This window comes from Flintibacter porci, from assembly GCF_041925195.1.
GTDB lineage: Bacteria > Bacillota > Clostridia > Oscillospirales > Oscillospiraceae > Lawsonibacter > Lawsonibacter porci.
Window position 1 is genome coordinate 1 of the sequence record NZ_JBHEVB010000026.1, and the last position, 19,508, is coordinate 19,508.

General features: G+C 53.6%; 13 protein-coding genes and 3 pseudogenes. 8 read left to right on the forward strand and 8 right to left on the reverse strand.

Annotation, left to right across the window (positions count from 1 at the left end; translation table 11 throughout):
• The first annotated feature begins 313 nt into the window (after nucleotides 1-313).
• From ACEVJL_RS16195 to pyrG, 4 genes and pseudogenes are all read left to right on the forward strand, one after another.
• Nucleotides 314-2,412: pseudogene (locus ACEVJL_RS16195) on the forward strand (glutamine synthetase III family protein).
• A gap of 18 nt (nucleotides 2,413-2,430) precedes the next feature.
• The gene (gene asnB, locus ACEVJL_RS16200; protein ID WP_374738421.1) at nucleotides 2,431-4,008 is read left to right on the forward strand and encodes an asparagine synthase B; all 1,578 of its coding nucleotides are present in this window, start codon (nucleotides 2,431-2,433) and stop codon (nucleotides 4,006-4,008) included.
• A 31-nt stretch (nucleotides 4,009-4,039) separates the two neighbouring features.
• Nucleotides 4,040-5,479 (forward strand): amidophosphoribosyltransferase, encoded by a 1,440-nt coding sequence (gene purF / locus ACEVJL_RS16205; protein ID WP_243142139.1) that lies wholly within the window; start codon nucleotides 4,040-4,042, stop codon nucleotides 5,477-5,479.
• Between the two features lie 19 nt (nucleotides 5,480-5,498).
• Nucleotides 5,499-7,109: a CTP synthase gene (gene pyrG, locus ACEVJL_RS16210; protein ID WP_008980331.1), complete on the forward strand. Its 1,611-nt coding sequence runs from the start codon at nucleotides 5,499-5,501 to the stop codon at nucleotides 7,107-7,109.
• Between the two features lie 48 nt (nucleotides 7,110-7,157).
• On the opposite strand, the gene ACEVJL_RS16215 is transcribed toward pyrG, so the two are convergent.
• Entirely contained in the window at nucleotides 7,158-8,009 is an 852-nt protein-coding gene (locus ACEVJL_RS16215; RefSeq protein ID WP_374738422.1) for an undecaprenyl-diphosphate phosphatase, read from the reverse strand.
• Between the two features lie 281 nt (nucleotides 8,010-8,290).
• Here ACEVJL_RS16215 and bioB point away from each other — a divergent pair, with 281 nt between their 5' ends.
• Complete coding sequence (gene bioB, locus ACEVJL_RS16220) at nucleotides 8,291-9,259, forward strand: biotin synthase BioB (RefSeq protein ID WP_374738423.1); 969 nt, start codon at nucleotides 8,291-8,293, stop codon at nucleotides 9,257-9,259.
• A 3-nt stretch (nucleotides 9,260-9,262) separates the two neighbouring features.
• Here the strand turns inward: bioB and ACEVJL_RS16225 are convergent, their stop codons facing one another.
• Nucleotides 9,263-10,114, reverse strand: a complete 852-nt coding sequence (locus tag ACEVJL_RS16225; RefSeq protein ID WP_374738424.1) for a tocopherol cyclase family protein — start codon at nucleotides 10,112-10,114, stop codon at nucleotides 9,263-9,265.
• Nucleotides 10,115-10,324: 210 nt separating this feature from the next.
• Here ACEVJL_RS16225 and ACEVJL_RS16230 point away from each other — a divergent pair, with 210 nt between their 5' ends.
• The 3 genes from ACEVJL_RS16230 to ACEVJL_RS16240 all read left to right on the forward strand — a co-directional run bounded on the left by ACEVJL_RS16230 (nucleotide 10,325) and on the right by ACEVJL_RS16240 (nucleotide 12,053).
• The gene (locus ACEVJL_RS16230) at nucleotides 10,325-10,972 is read left to right on the forward strand and encodes a YczE/YyaS/YitT family protein (RefSeq protein WP_374738425.1); all 648 of its coding nucleotides are present in this window, start codon (nucleotides 10,325-10,327) and stop codon (nucleotides 10,970-10,972) included.
• Nucleotides 10,973-11,094: 122 nt separating this feature from the next.
• Complete coding sequence (locus tag ACEVJL_RS16235; RefSeq protein WP_374738426.1) at nucleotides 11,095-11,427, forward strand: YqfO family protein; 333 nt, start codon at nucleotides 11,095-11,097, stop codon at nucleotides 11,425-11,427.
• 38 nt (nucleotides 11,428-11,465) lie between these two features.
• Nucleotides 11,466-12,053, forward strand: a complete 588-nt coding sequence (locus ACEVJL_RS16240; RefSeq protein ID WP_374738427.1) for a 3'-5' exonuclease — start codon at nucleotides 11,466-11,468, stop codon at nucleotides 12,051-12,053.
• Here the strand turns inward: ACEVJL_RS16240 and ACEVJL_RS16245 are convergent.
• The 6 genes and pseudogenes from ACEVJL_RS16245 to ACEVJL_RS16270 form a co-directional block, all read right to left on the reverse strand.
• Entirely contained in the window at nucleotides 12,042-13,433 is a 1,392-nt protein-coding gene (locus tag ACEVJL_RS16245) for an MATE family efflux transporter (protein ID WP_374738428.1), read from the reverse strand. The two genes, ACEVJL_RS16240 and ACEVJL_RS16245, sit on opposite strands and share 12 nt — an antisense overlap.
• Before the next feature lie 68 nt (nucleotides 13,434-13,501).
• A pseudogene (locus ACEVJL_RS16250) lies at nucleotides 13,502-14,773 on the reverse strand (recombinase family protein); the annotation flags it as partial.
• Between the two features lie 456 nt (nucleotides 14,774-15,229).
• Entirely contained in the window at nucleotides 15,230-15,652 is a 423-nt protein-coding gene (locus tag ACEVJL_RS16255) for an RNA polymerase sigma factor (protein ID WP_374738429.1), read from the reverse strand.
• A 448-nt stretch (nucleotides 15,653-16,100) separates the two neighbouring features.
• Complete coding sequence (locus ACEVJL_RS16260; protein WP_374738430.1) at nucleotides 16,101-17,909, reverse strand: ABC transporter permease; 1,809 nt, start codon at nucleotides 17,907-17,909, stop codon at nucleotides 16,101-16,103.
• A complete protein-coding gene (locus ACEVJL_RS16265) occupies nucleotides 17,906-18,589 on the reverse strand; it encodes an ABC transporter ATP-binding protein (RefSeq protein ID WP_087249734.1) in 684 nt (227 codons plus the stop codon). Before ACEVJL_RS16265 ends, ACEVJL_RS16260 begins: the two co-directional genes overlap by 4 nt.
• A 72-nt stretch (nucleotides 18,590-18,661) precedes the next feature.
• A pseudogene (locus tag ACEVJL_RS16270) lies at nucleotides 18,662-19,390 on the reverse strand (sensor histidine kinase); the annotation flags it as partial.
• Nucleotides 19,391-19,508 lie beyond the last annotated feature (118 nt).

The following is a 19,508-nucleotide window of genomic DNA, read 5'->3' on the forward strand; positions in this document are numbered from 1 at the left end:
TGGTGGCAGCATCGGTTTGATCCGGTCCCATTGTTCTTTTGTTAACTCATAGCGTTTCATGCCCTTAGTTTTACATATTGCGTCCTATTGTGCAACTTTTATTTTTCAAACAAGGCCTACATTCGGCGGAAATTGTCAATTTGCTCTTTTGGAAAAACACACGGCTTCAAAGGCAGGAAATTTTTGTGATTCCGCCCTTGACAATCCGGAGGGGGGAAGGGTATAGTATGCCCATGAAAAGACGACGGCGTCTTGGAAGTGAAATTCCAGGGCGCCGTCGCCTTTTTTTGAATTTTTGAAAGAGGTGAGTCACATGATGACCGTACCGGAGTATTTTGGATGCAAAGCCTTTGACGACCGCGTGATGAAGGCCAGACTGTCCCAGCCGGTGTATGAATCGCTGCGCAAGACCATGGATGAGGGGGCCAAGCTCAATCTGTCCGTGGCCAATGCGGTGGCCCAGGCTATGAAGGACTGGGCCGTGGAACAGGGAGCTACCCATTTTACTCATTGGTTCCAGCCCATGACCGGGATCACGGCGGAGAAGCATGACAGCTTCATCAGCCCGGCGCCCGACGGGCGGGTCATTATGGAGTTCTCCGGCAAGGAGCTCATCAAGGGTGAGCCGGATGCCTCCTCCTTCCCCTCCGGCGGCCTGCGGGCTACCTTTGAGGCCAGAGGCTACACCGCCTGGGACCCCACGTCCTACGCGTTTATTAAAGACGATACCTGTGTATCCCCACCGCCTTCTGCTCCTACGGAGGCGAGGCGCTGGACAAGAAGACCCCGCTGCTTCGTTCCATGCAGGCGCTCAACAAGCAGGCACTGCGGGTGCTGCGGCTGATGGGAAATGATACCGTCAAGTATGTGCGCACCTGTGTGGGACCGGAACAGGAATACTTTTTGGTGGACAAGGCCCTCTATGACCGTCGCCCCGACCTTATCTACACCGGCCGCACTCTGTTCGGTGCACGTCCGCCCAAGGGACAGGAACTGGACGACCACTACTTTGGTTCCATCAAGCCTCGGGTGGCTGCTTACATGAAAGAACTGGATGAGGAGCTGTGGAAGCTTGGTATCCTGGCCAAGACCGAACACAACGAGGTGGCTCCCGCCCAGCACGAGCTGGCTCCTATCTACACCACCACAAACATCGCCACCGACCACAACCAGCTCACCATGGAGATCATGCAGAAGGTGGCCGCCCGCCACGGTCTGGTGTGTCTGCTCCATGAAAAGCCCTTTGCCGGGGTAAACGGCAGCGGCAAGCACAACAACTGGTCCATTTCCACGGATGAGGGAGTAAACCTCCTCTCTCCCGGGGATACTCCCCATGAAAACGCCCAGTTCCTGGTGTTCCTGTGCGCGGTGCTCCAGGCGGTGGATGACTACCAGGACTTGCTGCGTATGTCGGTAGCCACCGCGGGCAACGACCACCGGCTGGGTGCCAACGAGGCTCCGCCCGCCGTGGTGTCCGTCTTCCTGGGAGATGAGCTTACCGGCATCCTGGAGGCCATCGAAAAAGATGCGCCTTACGCCGGAGTGGAGCCCACCCAGATGAAGCTGGGAGTCCACACCCTGCCCCGGTTTGCCCGGGATACCACCGACCGCAACCGTACCTCTCCCTTCGCCTTCACCGGCAACAAGTTTGAGTTCCGGATGCTGGGTTCCTCCAACTCCATCGCCTGTGCCAACATCATGCTCAACACCGCGGTGGCCGAGTCCCTCAAGGAGTACGCCGATCGTCTGGAGGGAGCGGGAGAAGACAAGAACCAGGTCCTCCACGACCTTATCCGGGAGACTGTGGCCAAGCATAAGCGCATCATTTTCAACGGCAACGGTTATGACGATGCCTGGATCAAAGAGGCTACCCAGGAGCGGGGACTGCTGAACCTGCGCACCACGCCTGACTGTGTGCCCTGCCTGCTCAGTGAGAAAAACGCGGACCTGCTCACCGGACATAAGGTATTCTCCATGGCGGAGCTCCGTTCCCGCTGCGAGATCATGCTGGAAAACTACACGAAGACGGTGAGCATCGAGGCCCTGACCATGATCGACATGGCCCGGAAGGAGATCCTCCCTGCGGTGGAGGAGTACACTGCCTCGGTAGCCGCCGGAGTTGCGGCCAAGCGGGCGGCAGTGGCTCAGCTGAGCTGCAGCTATGAAGCTGGGCTGGTGAGCAAGCTGTCTCAGCTTACCGATCAGATTGCTCAGCGCACCGACGAGCTGGAACTGGCTATGGTGCACTTGGGAGATGAGAGTGACGTGATGGTCCAGGCCGACTATGTGCGGGACGAGATCCTGCCTAAGATGGGCAGCCTGCGGGCAGAGGTGGATGAGGCCGAGACCATGACAGCGAAGAAGTATTGGCCCTTCCCCAGTTATGGGGAACTGCTGTTCGGCGTGCGCTGAATATAAGGAGGAAAAATTATGTGTTCCATTATGGGATATTGCGGGGAGGGTATGGATTACGAGACCTTCCGACAAGGATTTGACCGTACTCTCTCCCGTGGACCGGATGACACCCGGATCGTAGATACCGGGATGGGCTTGCTGGGCTTTCACCGTCTGGCCATCATGGATCCCCGGCCGGAAGGGATGCAGCCCTTTGAGCTGGAGGGAAGCTTTGTAGTCTGCAACGGCGAGATCTACGGCTTTGATGCTCTGCGCAAGAAGCTGGAGGGCAAGTACACCTTTGTCAGCGACTCGGACTGCGAGGTGCTGCTGCCTTTGTATCGGGAATATGGAACCGATATGTTCCGCATGCTGGACGCAGAGTTTGCCTGTATCCTCTTTGACGCGGTGAGCGGCAGCTATGTGGCCGCCCGGGACCCCATCGGCATCCGGCCTTTGTATTACGGCCGGGATGAGAAGGGCGTCATGGTCTTTGCCAGTGAGCCCAAGAACCTGGTGGGCCTGGTGGATAAGATTGCCCCCTTCCCTCCGGGACACTACTATAAGGACGGCGTCTTCGTGCGCTATGCCGATATGACCCGGGTGGAGCGGCCGGTGTACGACGATCTGGATACTATCTGCCAGAACATTCGGGAGAAGCTCATCGCCGGTGTAGAGAAGCGGCTCATTGCCGATGCCAAGGTGGGTTTCCTCCTCAGCGGCGGCCTGGATTCTTCCCTGGTGTGTGCCATCGCGGCCAAGAAAAGTTCCAAGCCCATTCGTACCTTTGCCATCGGTATGGATACCGACGCCATCGACCTGAAGTATGCCCGGGAGGTGGCCGAATACATCGGCAGCGACCACACCGAGGTCATCATCAGCCGGGACGATGTGATTGAGGCCCTGGAGCCGGTAGTCGCCCTGCTGGGCACCTACGACATCACTACCATCCGGGCCAGCATCGGTATGTACCTGGTGTGTAAGGCCATCCACGAGCAGACCGATATCCGGGTGCTGCTCACCGGAGAGATCTCCGACGAGCTGTTCGGTTATAAGTATACCGACTTTGCCCCTTCCGCCCAGGAGTTCCAGCATGAGGCGGAGAAACGCATCCGGGAGCTGCACATGTACGATGTGTTGCGGGCCGACCGGTGCATCTCGGTCAACTCTCTGGAGGCCCGGGTGCCCTTCGGTGACCTGGACTTTGTCCGCTATGTCATGGCCATCGACCCCGAGAAAAAGCGCAATCACTACGGCAAGGGCAAATACCTGCTGCGCCGGGCCTTTGAGGGCGACTACCTGCCCACTAACATTCTCTACCGGGAGAAGGCGGCCTTCTCTGATGCGGTGGGCCACTCCCTGGTCAACGATCTGAAGGACTATGCGGAGAGCTGCTACACCCAGAAGGAGTTTGCAGAGAAGTGCAAGGCATATACATACGCGCAGCCCTTCACCAAGGAGTCTTTGCTATACCGGGAACTGTTTGAAAAGTATTATCCCGGCCAGGCGGAGATGGTAGCCGGCTTCTGGATGCCCAACCGCAGTTGGGAGGGTTGCGATGTGGATGACCCCTCGGCCCGTGTGCTGTCCAACTACGGTGCCAGCGGACTGTAAGAAAAGATACAGCATGAAGGAGGAACAGAGAATGTGGGGAGAGGAGCGGCACCTGCACGAGGAGTGCGGTGTATTTGGGGTGTGCAGCCCAAAGGAGCAGGATGTGGCCAGCCTGACTTATTACGGCCTGTTTGCTCTGCAGCACCGGGGACAGGAGAGCGCCGGCATCGTGGTCAACGACCGGGGGGTGTTCTCCACCTGCTGCGATGTGGGACTGGTCAGTGAGGTATTTCCTCCCCAGCGGCTGGAAGCGCTGGGCCAAGGAAATATCGCCGTGGGCCATGTGCGCTATGCCACCACCGGCTCTGACCATAAGCGCAACGTACAGCCCATCGTCATCAACCACTTCAAAGGGCGTATGGCTCTGGCCCACAACGGCAACCTCACCAACTCTGTGCCTCTGCGCCATAAGTTGGAGGAGCAGGGCTCCATCTTCCACACTACCACAGACTCGGAAGTGATTGCCTATCTGATCGTCCAGGAGCGGCTGCGCCAGCCCTCCATCGAGGCGGCAGTTTCTGCCGCCATGGATCGGCTGGAAGGGGCATACTCCCTGGTCATTTCCTCCCCCGCCAAGCTCATTGCGGCCCGGGACCCTATGGGGTTCCGGCCGCTTTGCTTGGGAAAGCGGGACGACGGGAGCATCGTGTTTGCCTCCGAGTCCTGTGCTCTGGACGCGGTGGGGGCCAAGCTGGTGCGAGATCTGCTACCGGGGGAGATCGTGGTGGCCGACGCCCAAGGGGTGCGGACCGACACAAGTCACTGTGGACGGACCGCGCCCCACCTTTGCGTGTTTGAGCTTATTTACTTTGCACGCCCAGACTCGGTGATCCAGGGCTGTAGTGTGAGCCGTGCCCGGGAGCGGGCGGGGGCTTTTCTGGCCCAGGAGCACCCGGTGGAGGCGGATGTGGTAATCGGTGTGCCCGACTCCGGCCTGGATGCCGCGCTGGGTTACGCCAAGGCCTCCGGCATCCCCTACGCCATCGGCTTTACGAAAAATCGGTATGTGGGCCGCACCTTTATCGCGCCCACCCAGGCTATGCGGGAGGAGGGCGTGGACCTGAAGCTCAACCCGGTGCGGGAGGCGGTGGAGGGCAAACGAGTGGTCCTCATTGACGACTCCATTGTTCGGGGCACGACCTGCCGGCGTACCATTGCCATGCTCCGCCGGGCGGGGGCGAAAGAGATCCACATGCGGGTCAGCGCGCCGCCCTTTGTGGCCCCTTGCTACTACGGTACCGACATCGACAGCGGTGAAAACTTGATTGCCAACCACCATAGTGTGGAGGAGATTGCAGATATCATTGGGGTGGATTCTCTGGGCTACCTCAGTTTGGAACATACCAGGGCGTTGGCAGGCCGGGAGATGGGCTTCTGTACAGCCTGTTTTGGCGGAGGATATCCCACATCGGTTCCCCAGAGCGGAGAGAAGGACCGTTTTGAATATAAAATTCCCCGCAAGCCACAATAAAAGCACGGGAGGCTATGATATGAAGTATATATTTGTGACCGGCGGTGTCGTGTCCGGACTGGGTAAGGGTATTACCGCCGCATCCCTGGGCCGACTGCTGAAGGCTCGGGGGCTGAAAGTGGCCGCCCAGAAGCTGGACCCCTATATCAATGTGGACCCGGGGACTATGAGTCCCTACCAGCATGGAGAGGTGTTTGTCACCGAGGATGGGGCGGAGACCGACCTGGACCTGGGACATTATGAGCGTTTCATTGACGAGGATCTGAACCAGTTTTCCAACCTGACCACCGGGCGGGTCTATTCCAACGTGATTGCCAAGGAACGCCGGGGGGAATATCTGGGCAAGACCGTGCAGACCATCCCTCACATCACCGACGAGATCAAGCGGTTTATTTACTCCGTAGGAGAAAAAACCGGGGCCGACGTGGTCATCACGGAGATTGGCGGTACCACCGGCGACATGGAGAGCCAGCCCTTCCTGGAGGCTATCCGTCAGGTAGGACGGGAAGCAGGCCAGGGCAACGCGCTGTATATCCATGTCACCCTGGTGCCCTACCTGCGTGCCTCCGGGGAGCACAAGTCCAAACCCACCCAGCACTCGGTAAAGGAACTGCAGGGCTTTGGTATTTCACCGGATATTATCGTCCTGCGCTGTGATGAGCCCATTACCGACCGGAGCGTGTTTGAGAAGATTGCAGGCTTTTGCGGGGTACGGCCCGACTGCGTGATTGAAAATGTGACCCTGCCCAGCCTGTACGAGGCCCCTCTTATGCTGGAGGCAGCCAATTTCTCAGGGGTCGTGTGCCGGGAGCTTGGACTGCGGACTCCGCCGCCTGATCTGCGGGAGTGGCGGGAGATGGTGGAGCGTATCCGCCGGCAAAGCCGCAGCGTCACCATCGGTTTGGTGGGCAAATATGTTCAGCTCCACGATGCCTACCTCTCGGTGGCCGAGGCCCTGCGCCACGCGGGGTATGCCCTGGATACCCGGGTAAATATCCGGTGGATCGACTCGGAGGGGCTGACCGGAGGAACGGTTTCCTCTCAGCTAGACGGGCTGGATGGGATCCTGGTCCCCGGCGGGTTTGGAAGTCGGGGAATCGAGGGGATGGTTCTGGCTGCCCAATACGCCCGGGAGAAGCAGATTCCCTACCTGGGGATCTGTCTGGGTATGCAGATTGCCGTGATGGAGTTTGCCCGCCATGCGGCTGGGCTCTCCCAGGCCAACTCCGGAGAGTTTGACCCGGCCTGTCCGCAAAAGGTCATCGACTTTATGCCCGGGCAAAATGATGAGATCGATAAGGGCGGTACGCTGCGTCTGGGCAGCTATCCCTGCCGGGTGCAGTCGGACAGCCGTCTTTACCAGTGCTATGGTGAACCGTTGATTTACGAGCGTCACCGTCACCGCTACGAGTTCAATAATCAGTACCGTGCCCAACTGGAGATGGCCGGGCTGAGGCTCAGTGGCCAGTCTCCCGACGGTCGGTTGGTAGAAGCGGTGGAGATCACCGGACACCCCTTCTTTGTGGGAGTTCAGTTCCACCCGGAATTCAAGAGCCGTCCCAACCGTCCTCACCCCCTGTTTCGTGGGTTTGTGGCGGCAGCCGGCAGCCGGAAAGAACAAGCAAAATAAAAAATGTCCGCTCCAACTTGGAGCGGACATTTTTTATCCAAACCAGTGTTATGCCACCAGCGCACGAATACCGAAAAACAGCAGGACCAGGATACCCAGGACGATGCGGTACCAGCCAAAGGGCTTGAAGTCGTGCTTTTTCACAAAGTCCATCAGGAAACGGATGCACAACAGGGAGACTACAAAAGAGACGATAAAGCCTACCGCCAGGATAGCGGCCTCCGGACCGGTAAAGAGAGCCTCGCCGGCAGCGATCTTCTCGGCGAAGAACTTGCCCAGCTTCAGAACGCTCACACCCACCATGGTGGGGATGGCCAGGAAGAAGGAGAACTCCGCAGCCACAGGCCGGGCACAGCCCAAAATGATAGCGCCCAAGATGGTAGCGCCGGAGCGGGAAGTGCCGGGAATGATGGACAGGGCCTGGAACAGGCCGATGCACAGGGCAATCTGCCACGTGAGGTCGCTGGTGCGGCGGATAGCAGGGGTGCGGCGGCGATCCTCGATCATGAGGAAGCCCACGCCGTAGACGATCAGGGCAGCGGCTACCACCCAGGGGGTCATCAGATGCTCATCCATCCAGTCATTGAGGGGGAGACCGATGGCAGCAGAGGGGATGCAGGCCAGAACCACCAGGCCCCACAGGGTCCAGGTCTGCCGCTTCTGATGGGAAGATTTCCGGGGAGAGAAGGGGTTGAGCTTATGGAAAAACAGCACGAGTACGGCTAAAATCGCGCCCAGCTGGATCACGTAGCGGTACATATCCATAAACTCGGTGGTGACATTCAGCTTGATGAATTCATCTACCAGAATAAGGTGGCCGGTGGAACTGATGGGCAGCCACTCGGTGATGCCCTCCACCACACCCAGGAAGAAGGACTTCAGCAGCTCAACAATCAACATGGCAAAATTCCTTTCCAACGTATGTCGTTTTCGCTGTGCCTGTTACAAACACATTAACCGAGTGGAAAGTATAACACGGAGAAAGGAAAGAAACAAGGGCAAATAGTCCATTCTTTTCTTAAAAATTGTATAAAAACAGACATGGCCGTACCAGGAGAAATGCTGCGGCAGAGTACAAATGAAAACCAAAAAAGAATAGAGGTTGACAATCTGCTGCCGAAGAATTAAACTTAAATGTAAACCAAGAAAATAAAATGTTTACAAACAGGAGGGGCAGAGCCATGAATTTTGTGGAGGAACTGAAAGATAAAGTGCTGGCCGGAGGTAAGGTGACCCGGGAAGAGGCGCTGGAGCTGGTCAGTGTTCCCCTGGAGGAGTTAAGCCAAGCGGCCGATGAGTTGCGGGAGCACTTCTGCGGTGACCGTTTTGACCTGTGTACCATCGTTAACGGCAAGTGCGGCAAATGCTCCGAGGACTGTAAATACTGTGCCCAGAGCGCCCACTACCACACCAGCCTGGAGGAGAGCTATCCGCTCCTCTCTACAGAGGAGCTGGTGAAGGGGGCCGCGGAAAATAAGCGCCAGGGCGTACTGCGCTACTCCATTGTCACCTCTGGGCGTAAGCTATCCGACCGGGAGGTGGATCAGGTCTGTGAGAGCATCCGGGCGATCCGGGAGCAGGTGGGTATTGAAGTATGTGTTTCCTTCGGCCTGCTGGGGGAGGAGGCCTTTCGAAAGCTGAAGGAGGCGGGGGCCTCACGGGTCCACTGTAATTTGGAGTCCTCCCGGCGTTACTTCCCCCAGGTGTGTACCACCCATACTTATAACGAGAAGATCGAGACGCTGAAAGCTGCTCAGCGGGCGGGACTGTCCGTCTGTTCCGGCGGCATCCTGGGACTGGGGGAGACGATGGAGGACCGGATCGACATGGTCCTCACCGCCCGGGAGTTGGGAGTAAAGTCCGTGCCAGTCAATCTGCTCAACCCCATTCCCGGTACACCCTATGAGCACAATCCGATCCTGACCGAGGATGAGCTGCGCCGGGTGGTAGCCATCTTCCGTTTCCTCATTCCCGACGGCAACATTCGTCTGGCGGGAGGCCGAGGCCTGCTGGAGGATAAGGGAGGGCGCTGCTTCCGTTCCGGAGCCAATGCGGCTATCTCGGGAGATATGCTGACCACCGCAGGCATTACGGTGCAGCGGGATCAGGAGATGCTGAAGGGACTGGGGTACACGGTCCGTTTGGAATAACCTTCAGCAGGGATACTCATATTCAAAGGAGGCTTGGCAGCTTTCTCCCGCCCAGAGAAGCTGCTCATCCTGAAACAGGCGGTATCGGGCACGGCAGGATACGTTTTCCCGGATGGTTCTGCACATTTCACCTCCTTGGGGAGCGTGCAGAGGGCGGCCTTGATCAGACAGAAGTTCCGCGGTTAGCAGCAAGTCATTTTGCTTTACAGAAATTTTTCCACTTTTAACAGATAAAATCCTAGCGCCGCAATATGTGGCAAGGATTATAACCTTACCAAAGATAGATAGCGCGGCGATCACGCCGGGAAAGGCAATCGGGCCCAGAGGGATATCTGCGGCTGAGAGCATCAGGGAACCTTCCGGAAATAGGCACTGGGTCCAGAGGTAGCGGCGAGGAAAAGAGCGGCCTTGGTCCCCCTCGATATATCCCAGATCGTGATTGAAGTGATAAGCCTTTCCGTTGACACAGAGTTGGCCTGTGACCGGATGCCGCATGCTGAAGACCCGGTGCCGACACTCCAAAAAGGGAACAAAGCGGAAGGGGCCCATAATATCGCCGGGAAGCGAGGCAGGCTGCCCGAAGCGGAGCTGCCCCTCCACATGGCAGTGCTGGGAATGAAGATGAAGCTCCACCCCCTGAGGAGAAAAATAGTTTTGTCCCAGTTTGGCCTGGGGACGATCCCAACGGACAAGGCATCCCTCTCCGGGGAGGGGGATGTTCCAGTGTTCGTGTTCTGTGACGATCTGGATGGAACTGGTCTGACGGCCCCGGCAGGTATGAATAGCTGGAATCAAGGCCAGGGTTTGGGTGGGAGACTGGCACTTGAAGTACCAGCCGCGAAAGCTGTTCCCCATAGGTTGACCTCCCAAGTGAAATAGGAGCGCTTTCCTTCCCATGTGAGGAAAGCGCTCCTATTTATTGTCTCCGGATATCGATGGGATATTCTTCGTCCTGTCCCTGCCGCCTTGACAGAAACATGGGGAGGACTATAATAAATCTCGTTATCAAAGCTCAAGAAAGAGGTAGAAAAACCGAAGCAGAGCCGCAGGGAAGGAAGCATTGGAATGAAAACAGATGTTTTGGGGCAGGTCAAGCGGTATGTGCTCCTGTGTGTGGGGCTGACCATTATGGCCTTTGGTGTGGCCTTTTCCATTAAGGCGGGATTGGGTACCTCGCCGATTTCCAGCCTGCCCTATGTGCTCAGCCTGTTGACGCCTCTAACAGTGGGAACCGCCACCATTGCCATGCATGTGGTGCTTATTTGCCTGCAGATTTTACTTCTTCGCCGCCGATATGACCCTATTCAGCTTATGCAGCTGCCGGTAGCCCTGATTTTTGGGGTATTGACCGATTTTAGTGTCTGGGTGCTGCAGGGGGTGTCCGCCACATCCTACCCCATGCAGTGGGTGCTCTGCGTGGTCGGCATTCTTCTGGTGGGTGTGGGAGTCAGTTTTGAGGTCACCGCCAACGTAGTGACACTGGCGGGCGAAGGAATGGTTCTGGCCTTATGTAAGGCGTTCCCTTTGAAATTTGCCAACACCAAAGTGGGATTTGATGTGACACTGGTGGTTATTGCCAGCACACGGTCTCTCGTCTTCCTGGGACAGCTGGAAGGAGTGCGGGAAGGCACCGTGGCGGCGGCCATCTGCGTAGGGCTGGTAGCGAAACAGGCCAACCGGCCTATGACCGCCTTTGCCAAGCGATATCTGTAAAAAAGCGGTCCAGACACAGAGACCAAGTTCTCTGCATCTGGACCGCCTTTTCATGGGTTACGGAGTATGATACAATAGGGGACACATCCAATGAATCATGTCAGAGGGAAAGGAGCAAGGGTATGACCGAATTTTCCTGCTGCAAATTGGAGATTTTTATTCCAGAGAGCCATTTACCCGTTCTTCAACAGGCATTGCGAGAGGCAGATGCAGGGCATATCGGCAGCTACGACAGCTGTCTGTCTTACAGCCCGGTTACCAGCTGCTGGCGGCCCTTGACCGGGAGTGAGCCCTACCTGGGTCAGGTGGGGACGCTGAGCACAGAGCCGGAGCTGAAGGTGGAGGTCACCTGCCGCCGGGAGAAATTGGATGAGACATTGAGAGCGGTGAAGGCTGTGCACCCCTATGAGGAGCCGGTGATCAATGTGATCCCGCTGTATCAGGTGGGAATATAAAAAGCCGCCCGGAGGCGGCAGAGAAAGAAGGAATGTCCATGACCGGACGGTACATTGCCTTTGATGTGGAGACGCCCAACTCTGCCAATGACCGTATTAGTGCCATTGGTGTTACCGTGGTAGAGAGGGGAGCAGTGGTGGAGCAGTACGACTACCTGGTCAATCCTGAGACCCGGTTCGCCTCTTTTAATGTGGCGCTCACCGGAATCACACCGGAGATGGTAGCAGATAAGCCCGCCTTTCCTCAGCTTTGGCAAGAGCTGGAGCCTATTTTTGACAGTGGACTGCTGATCGCCCACAACGCCCCCTTTGATATGTCGGTGCTGGCGAAATGCCTGCGGGATTATGGGATCCGTTGGCGGCCCAGCGTGTCCTATGCCTGTACCTGCCAGATGAGCCGTCGTCTACTGCCTCAGCTGCCCAACCATAAACTGAATACCCTGTGTGATTTTCTGGGGCTGGAGCTGGACCACCACCGGGCGGGCAGCGACAGTCTGGCCTGTGGGGAGATCCTCCTGCACCATCTGCATTCCGGGGCAGATTTGAGCCCGTTTATTCGCACCTATGACCTTATTGCGATTCGTACTATGCAGCCGGCCAGACGGGGCTGGGGATCACGACGCTAATGATTTGTAAGTGAAACGGATCATCAGCACGGCAATCAGAAAAGTGAGAAGATCGGAGATCGGCATGGAGTACAATACGCCGTCCAAACCAAAAAAGACAGGCAGAAGTAATGCAAAACCGACGCCAAAGACCACTTCACGTACTGTGGACAGTACCGTGGAAGCCAGTGCCTTTCCCAGAGACTGAAGGTAGATGAAAGTGCCCTTGTTGATGCAGGCCAGGACCATCATGCACAGGTAGATGCGGAAGGACTTGATGGCAAAAGACGTGTAGTAAGAGCTTTCATTGGCTGCGCCGAAGATGGAAATAAGCTGGACTGGAAAGCACTCTACAATAACCAGTGCTACCGCACCCACTGCCGCCTCTGCGAGCAGAAGGTGGGTAAACAAGCTCTTGGCCCGATCCTTTCGTCCGGCACCGATGTTAAAGCCAACGATGGGGATACAGCCTGCAGCCATTCCTACGGCGATGGAGATAACGATCTGGAAAAACTTCATTACGATGCCTACTACAGCCATGGGAATTTGGGCATACTCAGGCTGCCCGAAGATGGGGTCCAGAGCGCCGTATTGCCGAATCATATTGTTAATGGCGGCCATAGCGGCCACCAGAGAGATTTGAGAAAGCAGGCTGCACAGACCTAAGGGAATGAATTTTCCAATCAATGCCTGACGCATGCGGAAACTGTCTTTGGACAAGGATACCGCCCGCATGTGGCATAGATACCAGACAGCGAGAACTGCGGTGAGAATCTGACCCAGCACAGTGGCTACCGCGGCCCCCATCATGCCCCATTTGCATCCGAAGATAAAGACAGGATCCAAAATAATATTGACCACAGCACCGGCCAAGGTAGAGGCCATGGCAAATTTAGGACTGCCATCGGAGCGGATGATAGGGTTCATTGCCTGCCCGAACATGTAAAAGGGAACTCCCAAGGTGATATAAAAGAAGTATTCTTTGGAATGACGGAAGGTTTCGTCATTGACCCGACCGCCAAACATGGTCAGGATAGGCTCTTGGAAGAGCAGATAGATAGCGGTAAGCAATATGCTGGCCGCCAGGCAGAGAACAACGGCATTGCCAATGCTGCGGTGAGCGTTTTCTTTTTCATTTGCACCCAGGCAGATACTTACAAAGGCACAGCAGCCGTCACCAATCAGCACAGCCACAGCCAGTGCTACCACAGTCAAAGGAAAGACCACGGTGTTGGCTGCATTGCCGTAGGAGCCCAGATAGGAAGCGTTAGCGATAAAAATCTGATCGACGATGTTATACAATGCAGCCACCAGCAAGGAAATAATACAGGGGATAGCATATTTCCCCATGAGTTTTCCGACTGGTTCCGTTTCCAAAAAAGAATTTGATTTCTGACCCATTTTAAGCGTCGGTGTACAAGGGGTACAAACGAGATAAAATAGAAATGAGGGGCGATAGAGCGGAAATGTCAGATTTTCCACTCTATCTGAACACGGTCGCTGGTGGCCTTGATTGTAGAAATCAAGCCATCGGCGGCTTTTCTTTTGTCGTCAAAATCTATGCTCTCCCAGTTGTCGAGATAATAGGAAAGTTTCTTTATCTGCTGGGGCGATATGGTTTCGACGCTCAAATCGGCTATGGCTTTTGAAATGGTCTGACGGCGGGTGTCCAGTTCTTCGATTTTCTTGTTGGCGTAGGCAAGCAAGGTCGCATTGGCTCCGGTCAGCGTGTCCAGCAGTTTTTCAATTTCTGCCTCCACCTGTGCCAGCTCTACTTGATAGGCTGTCAGCTTCGGATTAACCTTTTCCTCTTGGCCGTGGAGTATCTGAAAATCTTTGAACTTCTCTTGCATGGCCGAGAAAATAAATTGCTCAAATTCTTCTTTGCGGATTTTCCCGCAGCCCGGACAACCTTTGTTTTCCGTCCGTTTGGTGCAGCGGAAATAGCCTGTGCTGTTTGGTACATGGGTGGCTTTCAGCGCATACCCACAATGCCCGCATTTGATTTTTCCGGCCAGCCAAGTGTTTTTTGGTTTCCGCCCCTGCTGGAAGGTGGTATTTGCCATGAGCTTTTTCCGGCATTTCAGCCATGTGTCAGAGGGGATCAATGCTTCATGCGGAGCGATAACAAGTATCTGGTCTTTTAGGCACCTGTCCTTGTCCTCCTTCACATCCCGCCCCTGATAGAGATAGCAGCCGTTTGTTCCGGCAAAATCGGAAGCGTCATTGACAATCGCTGCGCCCTGGCTCTTGAAAAACTCGTACAGTTCCAAGTCGGCCTGTGCGTAAACAGGGTTCCGTAAAAGCTGGGAAAGAAAACTCCGAACCATTGACTTTTCGTAAATCTTGATACCCTGTTCCTCAAAGTAGCGGGTAATGTCTCCGAAAGATGTTTCCGGTTCGGCGTACATCTCAAACATCAGCCGTACATGGTCGGCGGCTGCGGGGTCGGCAACCATCTTTTTTGTACGGATACCCTCTACCACCGTGGGTTCCAACTGATAGCCGTATGGAGCCTGACCGCTCATGTGAAAGCCTTTCAGGCACCGGGAATAATAGGCGTCCGTGACGCGCTTCTGGATTGTCTCACGTTCAAGCTGGGCGAATACAATGCAGATATTCAGCATGGCCCGTCCCATCGGGGTCGAGGTATCAAACTTTTCCGTGGATGATACGAACTCTACATCGTACTCTTGAAACAGCTCCATCATATTTGCAAAGTCCAGAATAGAGCGGCTTATCATCAGACAGCATTGCCAGAGGGCTCCCCACAGGTTTTTACTACATTACAGACACACCGGACGGGCATAGGCTTTCTGCCCCATAGTATTTCAACTCACCCCATTCTGATGGCAAGGCGTTCTCATTGCCTGCGACGGATCACGGCTTGCAAGGCCGCTTCAACGCTCGGACTGTGACTAAACGCAAGTATCCGGGTTATGTGCCTGTTCCGGTGGAACCAGCCTTGCTCCACCTATGACATGAGCCTGATCGCTCGCTCTGTTTTATAGGGACTGTATTCTCCAAAAGCAGAGGTCATGGCGGGCCTGTCACACAGCGCATTTCCCTTCGTATCCGGGTGCCTTTTTATTCAGTTTTCGATTTGCATGAGGGCTTGTCCGAACCTCGGGCCACCTTGACCCGAAGTGTTTTGCCTCTCATAAGCCATTTCATTTTTTGGCCTAAATCGGTACACCTCACAGAGTTTTTTTCAAAATCTTTTCCAAGTGCCGCAGCCCGCGCTCGATTGCCACACGGACTACTTTCTCATGGACCCCTTCTGCCCGGGCAATATCCTGTTTCGTCATGCCAAGAATAAAGTGAGCGTAAATCCGTTTGGCCTGTTTGTCCGGCAAGCTGGCAATAGCAGCGTGAAGCTCCTGCATGGTAACTTTCCTCTCGTACAACTCATGGGGTGAAAGTGCGACAAAGACAGCCTCATGCTCCAGCCCATCATCCCGATCAAGGGAATAGTAGGCTTTATGGCGGTATGTACGCAGTCGGTAGGCTGCCTCCTTGCGGTCAAATTCTTTGAACATTTCAGCAACTTCGTCCGATACTTCCATGAAGCAATCCGATGTATAAAACGGGTAGTAATCCCGCAGATTGATAATAGCCATATTGACCTCCGTTTCGGTTGATGGTTGACAAGTGACCGAAACGAAGGCGGTGGGGAGCGGCACCGGGGAATGACTTCGGGCCAACATGGCCCGAAGCGGCCCCATAAGAACGCAAAAGCGCCCGGGCGGCACAAGGCCACTCGAGCGCATGAAATGACATAATAGTTAAGGTTCCAACAGATTTCGCATACATAGCCGGAATAACCCGGAGGCGGGGCTATGCTTTTTTTAGCTGGTGCAGGCTATGAGGACTATGAAAAAGTAAAACTGGCATGGCGGCATCCTCCTAATGCCGCCGTGTGTGTTTACAAAATATAGAGTCGTTGTTGAATTTTGCAAAAAGAAGCGGCGGCTCTAAAAAGCCGCCGCAGGGTAAACAAGCGTGTCAAAGGGCTGCTGTACGACGGCTTTTTTCTTTTGCCGTCGCCCGGCAGATCAAAATATGATACTATAACTCATTTATGGTTGCAGTAATCGACATATTGCGAATTCGTTTTGCCGGAGTATATACAGCTGCGATTGCCGCAATCGAGACAAACAGAAGAATAACGCCCAAAGAGGTAATTGGGAACTGCCACACAGCAGATGGAAAATGCCCCGCAATAAGGAAATCATACAGCGATTTGCTAAGCGGCAAGCCAATAGCACAACCAACAACGCACCCCAAAACAGCATAGGTGAATGCTTCACAAGCAATCATTTTCGTCATTTGCCGTTCATCCATTCCTACTGCCCGCATAGCTCCATATTGCTTCATTCTGGCAGACACACTCATGGAAATGCTATTGACGATGTTCATTACCGTTACCAGTGCAATAATCGCCAAAAACGCATAAACACAGAAAACAAAAGCCATATAAGTTCCCGTAGTGCGCTCGTCGCGTTTATCTCGAAAGCTATATGTTTGATCTACGGAATTCTGGATTGCCTGAACATTTTCGTCCGTAACATCTCCCGTTGTCTGTATCAGCACAAGAGAATAACCTTCCTCTCCTGTCAAACGGACAAATGTTTCACCAGAGGTAATCAATGTGAGCTTTCCATTTGTCAATCCATTCTCACTAAATGGGTCATTTTTTAACAGTCCGGCTATGGTAAGGGTTTCATCCCCAATCTGAACAGTGTCACCAATTTCCCATGTGCTGTCCTGATCGGATGTTGCAAAAACAAAATTGCTGTCCCCAAAAACTTTGGACAAATCACTCCCCCTTTTCAAAGCACCGTCTTTTTTCAGACATTGTAAATCAAAATCGTCATAAGAAATCAAATCGACTGTGCCAGAAAAGTTGGTGTCGTCGTTTAGTTTGGCAGAAACATCAAACACACTACGACGCCCGTAAACTTCCTTCACTCCATCCATTTCGCAGATGGATGTAAGCAGTTCCCGAGGAATCGTATTACCGCCAGCACTTGCAATATCTATATCTGATGTGGCAGCCGACTGAGGAATTAGGTAATCCACAAAATTGACCATAACAGAAAAGCTCAAAAACAGGATGATGCTAAGTGCAAAAGAACCTGTCATCAGGAATAAATTTTTCTTCCCGGAGATTGCATGGCTGACACCAAGAAGGGATTCAATTTTTCCGAAACCTACATACGGCGAATGACGCATTGTTTTTTCGTGGCCTGCATTTCCAGACACCGCTGTGATGGGAGACACCTTCGCAGCATGTTTTGCCGGAGCATTTGCGGCAATCAGTACAGTAATCAGTCCCACAAAGATACCGCAAGCAATGCCAAAAATACTAATGCCAAAGAGGGGAATATCAGAAAATTCTTCTCTGACTACAAAACGCAGTACCGCGCAAAGTCCCCATGTAGTAACAACCCCTAAAACAAGACCGATAGGGATAGCTGTTTTGCACCAGTTCAATGCCTCTAAACGGACAAAGCGGATGATCTGCTGCTTACTCATACCAATGCAGCGCATCATTCCGAAAAATTGGGTTCTCTGTGCAACGCTGCTATTCATGCTACTGGAAATCATCAAAACGCCTGCAATCAAAATCAGCAGGAACAGAACAACCGCAACAGAAAGAAGGGTTTGCCCCATGGAACTGCCGAGTAAGTCTCCAATAGAGAAACTTCCATGCTTACCAACCAATCGGGCCTGTTCCATCCGAAAACCCATTTCTGCCATACTGAATACTGCTGTTACCATAAACACAGCAAATACAATGCAAAGCAGCGTCATACGATTTTGACGGCGGTGGACTTTAGCGGAGATGGGAATGAGACTAAGATAACTTTTCATTCACGGCACCTCCCGAAATCCGTCAGTACACCATCGGATACCCTCAAAATACGGTCAGCGGTCTGGGCGATGCTTTTGCTATGCGTAATCATAACAATGGTCTGCTCATATTTTCTGGATGCTTCTTTCAGCAGCGCAATGACTTCGCTTGTGTTTTGCGTATCCAGATTGCCGGTCGGCTCGTCTGCCAAGATCAGAGAGGGACGTGTAATCAAGGCACGTCCAATAGCGACACGTTGCTGCTGGCCGCCAGAAAGTTGACTGGGAAGATGGTTCCTCCGTGCGGTCAGGTTCAGTACCGCCAGCAATTCTTCCAGATACTTTTTATTTGGCTTTTGGTAATCCAGCAACACCGGGAAAATGATATTCTGTTCTACCGTCAGCTCCGGGATCAGGTTGAAACTCTGAAAAATAAAGCCAATATTTCTACGGCGAAATACCGTCAAGTTCCGGTCTTTCATAGAAAAAATATCTTTGCCGTCAATAAACACCTTGCCGGAAGTTGGAGTATCCAGTGCGCCGATCATGTTCAGCAGCGTGCTTTTGCCGGAACCTGATTCACCAACTATGGCAACAAATTCACCTTTCGGAACGGAAAAGGTCGCACCTTTCAAGGCATGGACAGTGGCCTCGCCGCTTCCATAGGTTTTTGACAGGTTTTGCACCTCTAATAAGTTCATTGTTCTAACACCTCTTTCTGCTTTGGTATAGAAAGAGTACCATACGAATCCTACTGCAAGATGACATTCACCCTACAATTTTGTAGGAATCAAAAAATTGATTGTGAATGTCGTTCCTACGCCTAATTCGCTGTCTACCTCTATTGTTCCGCTATGGGCCTCAATAATTGCCTTTGCAAGAGGCAGCCCCAAGCCAACGCCCTGTGTGTCTTTTGAAAAACGGCTGCGGTAAAACCGCTTAAAGATGTGGGGAAGATCTTCCGGGTGAATACCACTTCCATCATCTTTTACTACAATCTGCACCATTGATGTAAACTCACGCCACGAAACTTGAATGGTACTTCCTGCTTTCGTATGATCCAGAGCATTTTTTATGATGTTGCCGATCGCCTCCATAAACCAATGCGCGTCACAAATCAGCAAAACAGTATCTTGTCCAGCAAAATTCAAATTCTTTTCCTGTTGCTGCGCCTGAAATGCAAATCGCCTTTGGATTTGTGCCATCATATCATCAACGTAGTGTTCGCTCTTTTCCAAAACAATCGTCCCGGCATCCAACTTCGTAATTGTGAGAAGATTTTGGACAAGGGTTTCTATTCGGTCAAGTTCTTGTTCAGAAAGATCAGTAAATTCCTTAATCGCCGGGAAATTAGCAGTTTCTTCTTGCAGAAGTCCATTGTATATATTTAGAGCTGCAAGGGGCGTTTTCAGTTGGTGAGAAATATTTGATATGGTGTCTTTCAAAAAAATCTTTGCTTTTCCCTCATTTTCTGCATGAGCATTTAAGATTGCAACCAAAGCTGCATTCTGCGGCGCTCGGCGGCCACCGGTGCGGTCACCAGCGGCCACCTTGCGGCGCAGCGGCCACCCGTAATTAGGTGGTCATTTTAGGTTTAATCACCACGGTGTAGTGCTTTGT

Excerpts from the sequence above, each read along its gene's own strand:
- purF (WP_243142139.1), top strand. The coding sequence starts at position 4,040 with ATGTGGGGAGAGGAGCGGCACCTGCACGAGGAGTGCGGTGTATTTGGG.
- asnB (WP_374738421.1), top strand. The coding sequence starts at position 2,431 with ATGTGTTCCATTATGGGATATTGCGGGGAGGGTATGGATTACGAGACC.
- ACEVJL_RS16215 (WP_374738422.1), bottom strand. The coding sequence starts at position 8,009 with ATGTTGATTGTTGAGCTGCTGAAGTCCTTCTTCCTGGGTGTGGTGGAG.
- bioB (WP_374738423.1), top strand. The coding sequence starts at position 8,291 with ATGAATTTTGTGGAGGAACTGAAAGATAAAGTGCTGGCCGGAGGTAAG.
- ACEVJL_RS16225 (WP_374738424.1), bottom strand. The coding sequence starts at position 10,114 with ATGGGGAACAGCTTTCGCGGCTGGTACTTCAAGTGCCAGTCTCCCACC.
- ACEVJL_RS16235 (WP_374738426.1), top strand. The coding sequence starts at position 11,095 with ATGACCGAATTTTCCTGCTGCAAATTGGAGATTTTTATTCCAGAGAGC.
- ACEVJL_RS16255 (WP_374738429.1), bottom strand. The coding sequence starts at position 15,652 with ATGGCTATTATCAATCTGCGGGATTACTACCCGTTTTATACATCGGAT.
- ACEVJL_RS16265 (WP_087249734.1), bottom strand. The coding sequence starts at position 18,589 with ATGAACTTATTAGAGGTGCAAAACCTGTCAAAAACCTATGGAAGCGGC.
- ACEVJL_RS16245 (WP_374738428.1), bottom strand. The coding sequence starts at position 13,433 with ATGGGTCAGAAATCAAATTCTTTTTTGGAAACGGAACCAGTCGGAAAA.
- pyrG (WP_008980331.1), top strand. The coding sequence starts at position 5,499 with ATGAAGTATATATTTGTGACCGGCGGTGTCGTGTCCGGACTGGGTAAG.
- ACEVJL_RS16260 (WP_374738430.1), bottom strand. The coding sequence starts at position 17,909 with ATGAAAAGTTATCTTAGTCTCATTCCCATCTCCGCTAAAGTCCACCGC.
- ACEVJL_RS16230 (WP_374738425.1), top strand. The coding sequence starts at position 10,325 with ATGAAAACAGATGTTTTGGGGCAGGTCAAGCGGTATGTGCTCCTGTGT.
- ACEVJL_RS16240 (WP_374738427.1), top strand. The coding sequence starts at position 11,466 with ATGACCGGACGGTACATTGCCTTTGATGTGGAGACGCCCAACTCTGCC.